Here is a 13,190-nt window from a genome sequence, read left to right on the forward strand (position 1 = left end):
GGTAAGGAGTGGTGATGTCTGTTATTTTGATTTTGTACTTGGCAGCCCTTTTGATTATTGCGGTTCGCAGCGCGCGAGCCGTCAACAGCATTCCGGATTTTTTTGTGGCGCGCAAGGGCGCGAGCGCGTGTGCAGTGGCGGGGAGCCTTGTGGCGACGATTCTTGGCGGCTCGGCCATTATCGGCGCCATTGACGCAGGGCCCCGCATGGGCGGAGCCGCCACGTGGTTCATGCTGGTGGGCGCGATGGGACTCCTGGCGCTGCTGCCGTTTGCCCGCAAAGCCTATGCACTGGGCAAATACGCCTTGCCCGACCTGATCGAGAACCTGTACGGAAAGGGGCCGCGCCTGGTGGCAAGCGTCGTGATCCCCTTGGCGTGGACAGGCATTGTCGCAGCGCAGATCATTGCGGCGGCAAAACTGCTGCAGAGCTTTACCCCCATGAGCTATACCATGGCGGCGCTGGTCTCGGCGACGGTGTTCATTTTGTACACAGTCGCCGGGGGGCAGCTCTCGATTTTGCGAACTGACTTTTTGCAGGCAATCCTGATTATAGCGGGGCTTTTGGCGGTGGCGGGATTTGCCCTGGGGAGCGGGACCGTGGGCGAGAACTTGGCCCGCGGTGAAGCGCCCGCATTCCCGTTCAATGCAGGATTCTCGCCGCTCGACTTGTTCCTCTTGCTGCTCACGTACGGCACCACATTCACGGCAGGGCCCGACATGTTCAGCCGCATCTTTTGCGCCCGCGACGCCCGCACCGCCCGCTCGGCGATCTTGACCGCGGCCGTCGTGCTCGTGCCCGTCGCCGCCATCATCGGGTTCTTGGCGGCATTCGGCACCGGGTTCGGAAACGTGCAGGGCGCCCGAATCACCGCCATCGCGCAGGCCGTGGTGCCCGCACCGCTGCTCCCGCTCATTGCGCTTGCGCTTTTGAGCGTGGTCCTCAGCAGTGCCGACACCACTCTTTTGAGCAGCTCCATCATCGTGTACGGGCTATTCAACCGCAGCAGCGGCAACAAACCTTCTGCACGTCCGCTCGCCAAGGCACGCGTGATTATCCTCTGCAACGGCATTGTGGCGACCCTCATTGCGCTCCAGTTCACCGACATCATCGGGATGCTCCTGCTCGGCCTAGCGGTATATGCCGGCGCCTTTACCGTTCCCATATTGTGGGGGCTTTCGGGTTTGCGCAGCAAGCCCGTGTTCGTGGGCGCAGCCATTATTGCAGGCGGGCTGCTCGCGCTCGCCGGCAAGCTGCTACCCGCCCTTGGCGAAGGCGTGCAGCTCCCGGCACATACAAGCGACGCGCTCCTCATCGCGGCCTTCGCCGTAAACGCGCTTTTGCTCACCTGTGGCCGTACCCGAGGGAAGTAGCGAACCCGCGCCCCCAAATTATTGTGCCGTACAACAAGCCGCCGTCCACACTTTGTAAACAAGAACACTATATTTTGCACATGGATTTCAGTGTGCTCAAAAAAATAGGGATGGGAGTTATTTTGGGTGCGGCAAGCGCATTTGCCGTAGTGGAACTGGATTACACGCAATACGCGACTTTCCAAGCACATTCATCGCCAAACGTCGAGGGCGCCAACAGGGAGCTTCCCAAAAACAGCATTGGCTCTCGCCTGCGCGGCGGCGCGCTTTACGGTCCGTCAAAGCGCGTCAGCATTAACCCCGACAACAACGGCGACTGGGACGACATGGAAGTCGACGCCGATTACCGTTTCTCTTACCTCCCCATTTACGGCTCCATCGACAAGTTCGTGAAAAGCGACATTTTCGTTTACCAGATCAGCTTCGGCATCTACAACGGCATTTACAGCGGTACGAGCCTAGGCATCAACACCAAGTATTTTGAACTCGGCGTCACCTCGTTCCAAAGGTTCACCTACCAAAACTACGATTACCTGGGCTACAAGGTCGCCGAGGGCAAGGACGAAAACGGCGACCCCCTCATGGACATTGAATACAAAGAGAAAAAGGACAAACTCGTTTTGCACGTAGGTGTGGGCGGTTATGCGAGCCTCTTCTTGGGCTCCATTTCGTTCAACTACAACGGCAGTGTTTACCGGCCGCACAAGTCCATCACCATCAACGAAACGAACATGCTGTTCAGCTTTGACATGCCGATTCTTTTCACGAACCATTTCGGGATTTCGTACAAGTACTCCGACACTATGGACTTCCAGATTGGCGTGACCAACATGCTCATTGACTTCAATGGCGGTAACTGGTCCGTTTCTGCCGGAATCTCGCTCTGGTCCTTCTAGCCTTTGGATCTTCGCCCATGTTCAGGGCGACTTACTTTTTGATGACCTTGTTCAGCAGCCGCTTGCTCCTGAGGGCGGCGGTAGGGTGTTCGCGGTACATCAAAGCAAAAAAGTGGGTATACGGAATTTCGCACTCGGCGAGTTCCCTCATGGCGACCTTGGTCTTTTGCTTGCCCAGTTCCTTGTGAGCGTAGGCGTCGGCTTCGTATTCCTGGTTCCAGCAATACAAGTGGAACAGCACGCGGAAGGGGATGGCGACCACATGCAGCCATAAAATGCCCTGCCACAGCGGCATGCCCACACGGATGAGCTGCGCCGCCAAGAACCAGATAGCGATCAGGGCGAGAATCAGCTTGGCGATGTTCCTCAAAATACCGTGGTGCATGACCTTGTGCGCTTCCTCGTGCTTTTTGACGAACTCCGTTTCGCTTGGCTCACGGCGATTTTCGGGGAGCGGCACAATGTCGTTGACCAGGGGGATGACGCGGAGCAGAGCGAACACACCGCCACGGCTCATGGTGAGCCGCACTTCGCGAATTTCAAGCCACACGCGGCCCAAAAATTCCGCACAAAGTAATGTTATGAGCAAAGAAACCGATTCCATTTTAGCGACTCAAGGTTTTCAAGCGGCCCAAAAACTACCCAATGTTCTTGAGCACGGCGTTCAGGCGCTTAGCCGATTCCTCGAATCGCGCCTTTTCCCAATCCACAAAGCCCTTGTCTACAGGGTGGGCAGCCTCATAATCGTCAAATATGGCACAACCGCGAGCATTGTCGCGATCCAAGCCGTGGGTCACTTTTTCGAACCAAGCCTTTTCGAGCTGGCGATACTGTTTCACCACCTCGTCGAGTGTTTCGGGAATCGTCACCACACGTGTGATTTCTCGCATCATGTCGCCCGTAAGCAGCTTGCGGAGTTCACGCGGCGTTTGTGAAGCGAGCGAAGAATCGTTCTCGACCAGCGCGATAATCTGGTCGAACACAAAACGCTGCAGGTATTCGTTGTAGGCATGCAGAGCATCTTGACGCACGCGCTCACGCATAAAGTTTTCGCCGAGGCCGTCGACGTGCTCCTTGGTATAAACGTCCCTCACCTGCGTCACCTGCAGGCGGTTATAGGCGTCAAAAACCTGGCGTACGGTATCGGAATTGAAAAAGCTGTAGAACGTCGACGGCACAAGACCCTTGCCGCGCAAAGAATACTTGTAAGCGTTGCGGTCGAGCGCGTAGGCATTGCGGGCATAGTTCCAGCCGGGCACAATCTCGTTCAAACGCGCAGGCACACCCATGAGTTGCGGGTCACCCGGGCGGATCAGCGAGAACGGGAACTTGAGGCGCTGCGGGAGCGTGGTCACGCCACTCGCGATAAGCGTAAACGGGGACTCGCGGTAGTTCGCCGGGAACTTGATGTTCACGCCAAGCCCAAAAAACATCCCCTGGCCTGGCATCACCTCTTGGTCGGGCATGCGTCCCGTGTGGTTGCTGCCCACGTTGGCGCCATAACCCAAGTTGCCGCAGCCCTCGGGCCACAAGGCGGCAATCAAAAGCGAGTGATGGTGCATTTGGGTCAAGGGACCCATGTAAGAACTGTTGACCTCGCCCTCCTCGATGTGGCAGCACGGGGCAATGATCGAGGACTTCACTATGGCCTTGCTGCCGATTTTTGCACGGCTCATTAAAACCGATCCCTGGACCTCGGCGCCAGTATGGACCTTCACACCCATCTGCACATTGGAGTTCTCGAGAATCACGGAATCGTAAATGTGGGTTGAGTCTTCGAGCGAACTCAAAATGACACTATTGCGGATCTTGGCGGCTCCCTCGATGCGGGCATGCGAGCCAATCCAGCTGTTCCTGACAATATTGGTATTACTTACCACAGCGCCTTTCCCAACCACGCCAAAGGGTAAAGCCACGTCTTCGCAGAACTGCTTGAGCATTTCGTCAAACGAATTGGCCACCTCGGGTTCAGGCTTATGGAAGAGCTGCAGGTCCACGAGATCGGTGGTGATGTCGGGGAACACGCGGACCGAACGGCCGCCCATCTCGTTGCCTACGGTCATGGCGGTGCCGATCATGTAGTTGATTTTGCCACTGCTCACCAAGGAACCCACGTTTTGCACCACGGCACTGCTGCGCACCAAAACGTTGCTGAGCATCGCGACCTTGTAGACGAGCGCATTCTCAATAAAACAGTTGTGGACCAGGCTGTCGTAAATGCCGGTCGGGAACGAGACGTCACCCGGCAAAAGGAGCGTCCCGTAAAAAGCGGGAAGGCGGACATCGCCCATAAACACAGAATTGTGGACGCGCTCAGGCGTAAAGTTCGGCTCAACCAGCACGTGACTCCAGTCCTCGCAACGGTTGCCGTTCTTCTCGAGGGCAACAACCTCGTCGGCAGTGAGCGAGCGGAACTTGCCACCGGTCGCCTTGGCCGCCTTGAAACCCTCGGCCAAAGAGACCAAAAAGCTATTCTTGAGCACCTTTTTTAATTTCAACAATCTCTGCATGCTATAAAAATAGACTAAATTAGAGCCGATGATGAAGGAAACCCTCTTCAATTTGATTAGAAAACACCACTACAATATTTCTATCTATACAGAAGAAATATTCGAAAGGCGTTGTCAAGAAGAAATCATCCGCAGCGATGAAGAAAAGAGCTCTTTTGTTTATCTTGAATTTGACTTTGAGACCATAAACGGCGCCCTCCTGAGCGAAGCCAACACACTTGTTTTTTGGAACGTTTTTTTGGAATCGCTCTCCAAGAACAACCGCGGGAGCGACATCCTGGGCTTCCTTGAAAAGGAATCCGGCCTGGGGCTCTTGCTTTTGGACTCGAAGATCGAAGGCTGGAACCGCGTAAAAGGCCGTATCGAGCAGACCGCCAAGGAAGCCGGCTTTATCGCCGTTTCGTCGATTTTGAACGATTCCGTGAAGCCCATTGTTTACCCGGCCTGCATCCAACCCAACGAAGCCGCCAGCTAAAATGAAAGTCCTCGTCATCGGTTCCGTTTACCCGAGATTCCCCGAAGACGCCGAAGTCCCCTGGCTCCGCACTTCCATCGCCCACCTCAAAAAGGCAGAGGTCGAGGTGCAAGTGTTAGCGCCTTCGTACAAAGGATTGCGCGACCATGTGATTGACGAGGTCCCGGTAAACCGCTTCAGATACGCACCCGCCGGCTGGGAGATGCTCACCCACGAGGAGGGGGCGCCCAGCAAAATGGCCAAAAAGCCGTGGCTGCAGTTACTCGCCATCCCCTACATCATCAGCGGGTTCCTCAGGTGCCTAGCCATTTGCCGCCGGTGGCGGCCCGATGTAATCCACGCCCACTGGCCCTTCCCGCACGCTTACATCGCGCTGGGCGCCGCCAAGCTGTTCCGCATCCCGCTGGTGCTGAACTTCCACGGCGCCGAACTGCTCCTCATCCGCAAAAAAAAGTGGGTGCGCCCGCTGCTCAAGTTCGCCATTGGCCAGGCCCAGGCCGTGTTCGCCAACTCGAGCTTTACCGCAAGCAAAATCCAGGCTCTCCGCAACGTGAACGTGGAATGGAGCCCCTACGGCACAACGCTCGGCAAGGCCGCGAACGCCGCCCACCCGGTCAACGGCAAGTTCAAAATCCTCTTTGTAGGCCGCCACATCGAACGCAAGGGCATCACCTACCTTATCGAGGCGGCAAAGTATTTGCCCACAAACAAATTCGAAATCCGCATCGTAGGCGTGGGCGATCTCACCGATCAGCTCAAGGCGCAAGCCTCCGCGCAGTCCGGTTCCGACACGCAGGCAGGCACGCAACCCGCTACGCCTCCCGCCCCGGTGGTCTTCACCGGCAAGCTGAGCCCCGCCGACCTCGAGAACGAGTACCGCAACGCAAACGTGTTCGTGCTGCCCGCCATCGTCGATAGCAAGGGCGACACGGAAGGCCTCGGCGTCGTGCTCATCGAGGCGATGGAACTCGGCCTCCCGGTTGTCGCCAGCGACGTCGGCGGCATTCCCGACGTGATCGTCAACGGGGAGTCGGGAATCCTCGTGCCCGAAAAAGACCCGCAGGCGCTTGCCGACGCCTTCAAGCGCCTTGAAGCGGACCCATCCCTCGTGAACGCCCTCCTGGACGGCGCCCGCAAGCGCATTGCCGACTGCTTCACCTGGGATGGCATCATCGAGCGCCAAATTGCCGTTTACAACAAACTAAAGCGCTAGCCCGCGCGGCAAACAACCGCAAGCCAGTGCATTTCTCTTTTGGTTTTGACATCCCTTGCGTTTTTTATATATATCTTTATAGCATATAAAATCCGGGTGTTAGGCACTACAAAGGAGCAAAGATGAACTATTCCGCTCGTTCCAAAAAATGTATCCGCTTTACGGCGATTGCCTGCGCGGTGGCTTTTACTCTCGCCGCCTGTGGCGATGACAGTAGCAGCGAACCCGCCGAGAACTCCGGCGACGACAACGGCAGCCAAACCTCTTCAACCACCAACAGCACCAAGGAAGACGTGGTGTACAACATCACCTCCAACAAAGACGGCATCTTGCGGACCACATACCGGGTCACCTATGGCGATTGCGAAATGGACGAAGAAAACAACATGCTGATTTGGGAAGATGAATCCCGCGGCTACAGCATGGAACATAAATACTTTATTCGTAACGACTCCCTTTTCTTTTACTTTGGCAAGGGCGACGCCGGCGAATACGAACGCAATGCCATCATTTTCACCGGCCCCAAGGGTGGCAAACTGGAAGGCCACTGGTACGATACCCACTGCTGGCTAAACGACGACGGCGTTCGCTGCGACGAAACCCAGTCCATGGGATTCTTCTCGGAAGAGTTGATTATTGACGGCAAAACCTTGACCCGCCGCTTTGCAAACAACCCCAATTACAATTTGATGAACACGGAACTCGCCTTCGCCATTCTATTCTCACTGGACCATGGGCGCGTCCCCATGGTCCTCGATAAAGAAAGCGTTATGAGCGAAGCCGAAGAAAAGATTACGCCCTCCAACGGCGCCACGCTCAAAAGTCTGAACGCCAAGATATACACCAACCAGTTCAATTATATCTTTGTAGTGGACGCCGAAATTGCCAAGGGTGATAAAACCTGCAGCTACCATTACGAAGGCAAGGACATTGGCAAGGCGGAATGCGTCGAAAGCAAATTGGACAGCCTGATTCTGGAGTGGGGACAATACAACGTGTCGAACTACAACGAGGTAATGGATTGCCTCGGCTTTGAAGAACAGTAAAAGCGGCGGCCACAGGGCCTGCCCACCTTAGACCTCGATGCTCACGGTGCTGCCGTGGGCTTCGTCTTTTTTGACCTTCACGGTTTTCTGGATCTTCTTTTCTAGCTCCGCCACGTGGCTGATAATGCCCACCAGGCGGTTATCGCCCGCGAGCGTCTGCAACGTGTTGATGGCAAGCCGTAAGCTCTCGTCGTCAAGCGAACCGAATCCCTCGTCCACGAACATCGTATCAAGCTGGATGCCGCCTGCCGAACTCTGCACCTCGTCGGCGAGGCCAAGCGCCAGCGAAAGTGAAGCCAAGAAGCTTTCGCCACCGCTGAGCGTCTTCACATCGCGCTGCCTGCCGCTCGCATGGTCGAGTACGTTCAAGTCGAGCCCGCTCTGGCTCTTGTTATTGGAAGCGTCCATGCGACGCACCAGTTCGTACTGCCCGTTGGTGAGAATACGGAAGCGCGTATTCGCGCGGCTCACAATGCGGTCAAAATACGACGTCTGCACGTAAGTCTCAAGCATCACCTTGCTTATGCCCGTAAGCGTACCGTTCGCCGTATCCGAAAGGTTCCTTATCCAGCCGCGCCTGCGGATAAGTTCTCCCAAAGAATCCACTATCTTGCGGATTTGCAAAAGCGCACTGTTGTTCTGCGACAGGCGCGAAACAACCCGGTTCATTTTTTCGTTCAAGGCATTGCGAGCGTCCGAAACACCATCGCGTTCCGCCTTCAGGGCCACAAGGTCATATTCCTTGGCTCCCTCGAGCTGCAATGAGAGTGATTTGATTTGGCCTTCCAAATCAGTCATCTCCGTCTTGCACTTGTCAAATTCATCGGCAGCGTTCTTGCGAGCAACCTGCAATTCCGAAAGCGCAACAGATTTTTCGCGGATATCCTTGTCGGCATCCGCCTTACTTATGAACGGAAGTTTGCCGAGCGATTCCACAAGAGTCTTCTTTTGCGTCTGGAGTTCCGCATCCGCTGCAGAAATCTTGCTCGAGAGGGAATCGTTTTCTTCGCGACTCTTGTCCAGAAGTTTCCTGAATTCCGGAATGTCCGTATCCAGTTTCTTCTTGCGTTCTTCCCTCCTGATTTCGTCACTGAGCTTGTTGTCGGTATCGCGCAGCGATTCCTTCACCGCATCGAATTCCGTACGGATTCTTTCCTTGGCGCTATCGATAGGGCAGTCGCCAAAGAGTTCCGCCAACTTTTTCTCGAGTTCGACTTGCTTGGCATCGCGCGAGGCCTTCGTGCGGGCCGCACCGTCCGCCTTTTTATTGCGACCGTCAAGCAAGCCATCACGCATATTCTTGAGTTCCTCGATTTCCGCCTGCGTCGGAGCCTCTGCCGATTTGCACGCCTTGTGCGGATGGTCCACGGAACCGCATACCGGGCAAGCGTACCCTTCTTCGAGAGTCTCCGCAAGGATTCCCGCCTGCTCGTTCAAGAATGCGCGATTCTTTGTTTCATAAGCGTCGTTGCTTTGTCTATACTTCTTGTCTGCATCGAGGTATTCGTCCTGTGCATCGCGGAAGGCTTTTTCGGCATCGTCAAGTTCCTTTACCAACTCGCCCGCGCGCAAGAGCTGTTCCTTGCGCATTTTGAGATTTTCTCTCTGCGCCTCAAATTTCGCCCTGTTCTCCCCGGCATCCGAAAGCCCGTTGAATTCCTCCTCCAGTTTCAGGAAATCATCGCTCTGCTTCTTGAAAATTACCTTGTGCCTATTGAGCGTATCCTTGTTTCGGGCAAGCTCCATTTCCTTGTTACTTATTTCGGCACGAACTTTTTCGAGCCTGGCATATTCAGGGAGAAAGTTGTTCAGGGTCGTAATGGCTTCTTGTAACTTTTCGCATTCAGGGACTGTCGCTTCTGCTACATCGACGGCCTTTTTCAACGGCTCCATTTGCGGCATGAGCTTCTCGAGTTTTCCCTTCGCGTCGTCAAGCCCCTTGCGCGCTTTTTCCACGCCCTCGGCGCGACCGATTTCCGTATTCAGCACGCCCAATTTTTTGTCAGTCCGGTCAAGCTCTTCCTTCATGCCGGCTTGCGCGGCAAAATCTTCGTCAATAATCGCCTGCACCAAGTTGCAAACACCCTGCCAGTCGGGCACCTGCCTTGCTGCGGCAAGGTTCTTCGCCTTTTCCAGATTCTCTACTTGCGCCGAACCTTCACCGCACTGCAACTGCGCCACCATCGTGCATGCCGCATTTTCGCTATCGCCGCACTGCCTTTCTATTTCCGAGGCGCGCCTCTTGAGTTCGTCCTGCAAGGAGCCGAACTTGTCCGTCTTGAAGATCTTGCGGAAAATTTTCTTGCGCTCGTCCGTCGTCGAAAGCAGGAGCTTCATAAAGTCGCCCTGCGCAATCATCGCGATTTTCGTAAACTGGTCGCGGTCAATGCCGATAATCTTCTTCACTTCTGCCGCAACGTCTTTTTCCTTGGTTACCGGGAAGCTCGTGGGGCCCTGCCTGCCGCTGGCTTCGGGACGGTAGAAGGTGACCGAAGCCGCTTCGGTCATGTCCCCTTCGCCCTTCTCCTTGGGGCGTTTATACTTGAGGCTGCGCACCACGCGGTATTCCTTGCCCGCATATTCGAACGTCAAGTCCACTTCGGTCTTTGTCTCGGGAGCCACGTTCGTACAGCGGAACAGATTCGCGTCGTCGCGGTTGTCGCCACTCGCGCGCCCGAACAGCGCAAATGTAATCGCATCGAAAATCGTCGTCTTGCCGGCGCCCGTATCGCCCGAAATCAGGTAGAGCCCGCTCTTGCCGAGCTTATCCAAGTCAATGACGGTGCGTTCCGCGTATGGTCCGAATGCAGAAATAATCAGCTTGGTCGGTCTCATCTTTCGTCTCCCCAGATTCCTTCGATGATACTTTGTACAAATTCACTTTCTTCGCCGTTTATTTCGCGACGGTTCATCTCGCAGAAGAATTCCACGAATAATTCCATCGGCGATTTTTTCTCGACCGCTTCCACGCCCACCGCAATCTGCTGGCTGCGCGTGCGCTCGTTGTCGTAATCGAGCATCATCAAGTTCGGGTAGACTCCGCGCAGTTTCTGCGCCGCGTCCAGAACGTCATTCTCGTCGGTGAGTTTCACGTACACGTAGTCGTCAAGCTTATTGCCTGCCGCCACCTGCGCCGTACGGAATTCCGGCGAGACAAGTTCTGCAAACGTCCCGCGAATCTCGCGAACATCGTGCAGCGGCTTCAGCGGAATCTCGCGAACGCTTGCGCCCTGGGCTCCCAACTCCACCACCGTCACCGACTTTTGGTGGGTCGCCTCAGAAAGCGAATACTTGAGCGGCGTTCCAGAATAACGAATGACCTGGCCTGTGTCGCCCGTAATATTTTGCGGTCTATGGATGTGCCCCAACGCCACGTAATCAAAACCCTTGAACGCGCTCGCGTCAGCATTGTCAAGGCCGCCCACGTTCTCTTCACTACCGCCCTGGTCGACCTTAGCTCCCGTCACAAACTGGTGAGCCACGAGCACGTTGCGTCGACCCGGCGTAAATTGCATGTGCGATACGGCAACGCGGATGGCATCGGTGAAATTCGCGATGACAGACGCAGCACCACCTTCTACGCAAGAATCCCCATCGCCCTCGGCGGTTTCAAAGGAGCGCACTTCGGCAGGCCTCACAAACGGGAGCATCCACACGTCCACTTCGCCTAGTTCGTCCTTGAGCGTGACCGGCAAAAACTGGGCATTGTACGTGGGCGACATGTGCACTCCATGACTCGCCATAAGACGCCCGCCAAACGCGATGCGCTCTGCGGAGTCATGGTTCCCGCTGATCACGAACACCTGGGTGCCCGTTGCCGAGAGCTGCACCAAAAAGTCATCTAAAACGCCAACGGCCTCGGCACTCGGTACCGACTTGTCGTAAACGTCGCCCGCAATGAGCACGGCATCGGGGCGTTCGTCTCGCACCATAGATACGATCTCGCCCAAAATGTGCTTTTGGTCTTCGAGCATGCTGTGTTCGCAAACACGCTTGCCAATATGTAAATCTGCTAAATGGAAAAACTTCATCATCTCAAATATAGTATCGAACAAATGTCAAAAAGTGTCAAACCGTTTTTTAAAAAAATAAACGCCCGCAACAATGCGAGCGTATCATCAACATTCTAAATCGAGATTAGGGAACCTGGACGCCGACGGCTTCGAATGTAGCCTTATTTTGCGGGTTCGGAAGCGCCACGGAAGTAATCCAGTTGTATTCGGCAATGCCGGCAAGACCCACGCGGGCGCAAAGCTGATCGCGTGCCACATTGTAGGCATTCAGAATTTGCACCTTCTCGGCATCCTGCGCCTTGTCAATACGGTCGGTCCAACGCACGCCAAGCTCAATGAGGGCGGCGCTCGCCTTGGCATAGCGCTTCGCCTGGTCGGCAGTCACCACGGGGCTGGACGGCGCAGTGAATGCGTCAACCTGAACAATGGGAACCGACTTGGGAACTGCAGACTGGTTTGCGACGATATCGGGCGTCACTTGTTCTTCTTGAGAACAGGAAACAAAAAAAGAGACGATAGCCAAAAGTGAAACTGTTAAGATCCGTTTTAGCATATGCGCCTCTTTTTTTTAATAGCGGTTCAGGGATTTGAACCCCGGACCAATGGATTATGATTCCAGTGCTCTACCGCTGAGCTAAACCGCCATTGTGGGCAAATATAGCAACGAAAGGCACTTTTTTCAAGGTATCAACTCAAAAAAGTTAGAATTGCACCTCAGTTTCAACAAAATCTTCGCCCCAGTTGATGGTTACCCAGCCAGGAGCAGAGCTCTTCAGGTTAAAGTACGGTGTATTAGGGTCAATCTGCATTTGCGTCGCCGGCGCCACGTGAATATTGAGACCCGTATTCGTGGTCACCTCGAATTCACTGTGGTAATGCCCGCAAAATACATGGTGCAAATTGTCGAATTTTTCCAAGGTTTCGCGAACCTCGAGCATGTTGCGCAAGTGGAATCGCAAATCCATGAACCTGTGGTTGCAGAATGCAGGCGGATGGTGCATAAACAAAAGCACCTCGCCCTTGACCTTTGGAACTTCGGTTTCCAGCCAATCCAACTGGTCACGCGAAACTTCACCGCATGCACTGTCAATAAAGAAAATCGAACGGCCAGCGATATCGTAACGGTAATAGCATTTTCCGTTGTGCACTTCCAAATCAAAGAACTTTTGCATCACTTCGATTCGGTCATGGTTTCCGGGGATAATGCACACAGGGGTTTTGCACACCTTAATTGAATCGGCAACGTACTTGTAAGCACCCGGTTCTGCGTCTTCGTTGGCAAGGTCACCCGAAAGTACAAGAAGGTCCAAATCCTGCATAGAGGAATCGTTGAGCGCCTTCATAAAATTGGCGCGTACATCTATTCCTTGCACAAGATTTTCATCTTCACCAATATGGAGATCTGATATCTGTCCTATTTTTATTACTTTCGATGCCATCAGTTTCGTTTAAATATAGATATATCAAATGCGAAAAATTGAAAAATTTGATAAATTTTAGTGGTTTGTGACGTTTATCAACAATTCAGTCTAAATTTGTACTAAATCTTCTATATGAGGTCGTTAACACTTTGTTGTCAATTGTCAAGAATCCAACTTTGACATTTATCAACGTCAAAGTTTGTGAATTAACTCAAAAACTTTGACATTTCAAGTTTTTCTGGT

11 protein-coding genes and 1 tRNA gene are annotated in these 13,190 nt (G+C 54.2%); 5 read left to right on the forward strand and 7 right to left on the reverse strand.

The features are described 5' to 3' along the window. Positions 1–14: 14 nt before the first annotated feature. Both BUB55_RS06625 and BUB55_RS06630 read left to right on the forward strand, forming a co-directional pair. A complete protein-coding gene (locus tag BUB55_RS06625) occupies positions 15–1,373 on the forward strand; it encodes a sodium:solute symporter family protein (RefSeq protein WP_073189321.1) in 1,359 nt (452 codons plus the stop codon). A gap of 80 nt (positions 1,374–1,453) precedes the next feature. Continuing rightward, positions 1,454–2,269 carry a hypothetical protein gene (locus BUB55_RS06630; RefSeq protein ID WP_073189323.1) on the forward strand — a complete coding sequence of 272 codons (816 nt, stop codon included), beginning with the start codon at positions 1,454–1,456 and terminating at the stop codon, positions 2,267–2,269. Positions 2,270–2,300: 31 nt separating this feature from the next. Here BUB55_RS06630 and BUB55_RS06635 read toward each other — a convergent pair whose 3' ends face one another. Together BUB55_RS06635 and BUB55_RS06640 are read right to left on the reverse strand one after the other, a co-directional pair. After that, entirely contained in the window at positions 2,301–2,873 is a 573-nt protein-coding gene (locus tag BUB55_RS06635; protein ID WP_143152949.1) for a M48 family metalloprotease, read from the reverse strand. Positions 2,874–2,907: 34 nt separating this feature from the next. Next, positions 2,908–4,779 carry a DUF4954 family protein gene (locus BUB55_RS06640; protein ID WP_073189411.1) on the reverse strand — a complete coding sequence of 624 codons (1,872 nt, stop codon included), beginning with the start codon at positions 4,777–4,779 and terminating at the stop codon, positions 2,908–2,910. A gap of 28 nt (positions 4,780–4,807) precedes the next feature. On the opposite strand from BUB55_RS06640, the gene BUB55_RS06645 reads away from it, so the two are divergent. From BUB55_RS06645 to BUB55_RS06655, 3 genes are all read left to right on the forward strand, one after another. Then, positions 4,808–5,254 (forward strand): hypothetical protein, encoded by a 447-nt coding sequence (locus BUB55_RS06645; protein WP_073189327.1) that lies wholly within the window; start codon positions 4,808–4,810, stop codon positions 5,252–5,254. Between the two features lies 1 nt (position 5,255). After that, a complete protein-coding gene (locus BUB55_RS06650; RefSeq protein WP_073189329.1) occupies positions 5,256–6,467 on the forward strand; it encodes a glycosyltransferase in 1,212 nt (403 codons plus the stop codon). Positions 6,468–6,589: 122 nt separating this feature from the next. Further along, positions 6,590–7,513 carry a hypothetical protein gene (locus BUB55_RS06655; protein WP_073189330.1) on the forward strand — a complete coding sequence of 308 codons (924 nt, stop codon included), beginning with the start codon at positions 6,590–6,592 and terminating at the stop codon, positions 7,511–7,513. A gap of 27 nt (positions 7,514–7,540) precedes the next feature. Here BUB55_RS06655 and BUB55_RS06660 read toward each other — a convergent pair whose 3' ends face one another. The 5 genes from BUB55_RS06660 to BUB55_RS06680 all read right to left on the reverse strand — a co-directional run bounded on the left by BUB55_RS06660 (position 7,541) and on the right by BUB55_RS06680 (position 12,965). Further along, on the reverse strand, positions 7,541–10,348 hold the full coding sequence (locus tag BUB55_RS06660) for an AAA family ATPase (protein ID WP_073189332.1): 2,808 nt from the start codon (positions 10,346–10,348) through the stop codon (positions 7,541–7,543). After that, on the reverse strand, positions 10,345–11,547 hold the full coding sequence (locus BUB55_RS06665; RefSeq protein WP_200778520.1) for an exonuclease SbcCD subunit D: 1,203 nt from the start codon (positions 11,545–11,547) through the stop codon (positions 10,345–10,347). Before BUB55_RS06665 ends, BUB55_RS06660 begins: the two co-directional genes overlap by 4 nt. 103 nt (positions 11,548–11,650) lie before the next feature. Then, a complete protein-coding gene (locus BUB55_RS06670) occupies positions 11,651–12,079 on the reverse strand; it encodes a hypothetical protein (protein ID WP_073189333.1) in 429 nt (142 codons plus the stop codon). 19 nt (positions 12,080–12,098) lie between these two features. Then, positions 12,099–12,170: transfer RNA gene (locus tag BUB55_RS06675), tRNA-Met, on the reverse strand. 57 nt (positions 12,171–12,227) lie between these two features. Further along, entirely contained in the window at positions 12,228–12,965 is a 738-nt protein-coding gene (locus BUB55_RS06680) for a metallophosphoesterase family protein (protein ID WP_073189335.1), read from the reverse strand. Positions 12,966–13,190 lie beyond the last annotated feature (225 nt).

It is taken from the genome of Fibrobacter sp. UWP2 (genome assembly GCF_900141705.1).
Taxonomy (GTDB): domain Bacteria; phylum Fibrobacterota; class Fibrobacteria; order Fibrobacterales; family Fibrobacteraceae; genus Fibrobacter.

Excerpts from the sequence above, each read along its gene's own strand:
- BUB55_RS06660 (WP_073189332.1), bottom strand. The coding sequence starts at position 10,348 with ATGAGACCGACCAAGCTGATTATTTCTGCATTCGGACCATACGCGGAA.
- BUB55_RS06670 (WP_073189333.1), bottom strand. The coding sequence starts at position 12,079 with ATGCTAAAACGGATCTTAACAGTTTCACTTTTGGCTATCGTCTCTTTT.
- BUB55_RS06665 (WP_200778520.1), bottom strand. The coding sequence starts at position 11,547 with ATGATGAAGTTTTTCCATTTAGCAGATTTACATATTGGCAAGCGTGTT.
- BUB55_RS06655 (WP_073189330.1), top strand. The coding sequence starts at position 6,590 with ATGAACTATTCCGCTCGTTCCAAAAAATGTATCCGCTTTACGGCGATT.
- BUB55_RS06645 (WP_073189327.1), top strand. The coding sequence starts at position 4,808 with ATGATGAAGGAAACCCTCTTCAATTTGATTAGAAAACACCACTACAAT.
- BUB55_RS06650 (WP_073189329.1), top strand. The coding sequence starts at position 5,256 with ATGAAAGTCCTCGTCATCGGTTCCGTTTACCCGAGATTCCCCGAAGAC.
- BUB55_RS06625 (WP_073189321.1), top strand. The coding sequence starts at position 15 with ATGTCTGTTATTTTGATTTTGTACTTGGCAGCCCTTTTGATTATTGCG.
- BUB55_RS06640 (WP_073189411.1), bottom strand. The coding sequence starts at position 4,779 with ATGCAGAGATTGTTGAAATTAAAAAAGGTGCTCAAGAATAGCTTTTTG.
- BUB55_RS06635 (WP_143152949.1), bottom strand. The coding sequence starts at position 2,873 with ATGGAATCGGTTTCTTTGCTCATAACATTACTTTGTGCGGAATTTTTG.
- BUB55_RS06680 (WP_073189335.1), bottom strand. The coding sequence starts at position 12,965 with ATGGCATCGAAAGTAATAAAAATAGGACAGATATCAGATCTCCATATT.
- BUB55_RS06630 (WP_073189323.1), top strand. The coding sequence starts at position 1,454 with ATGGATTTCAGTGTGCTCAAAAAAATAGGGATGGGAGTTATTTTGGGT.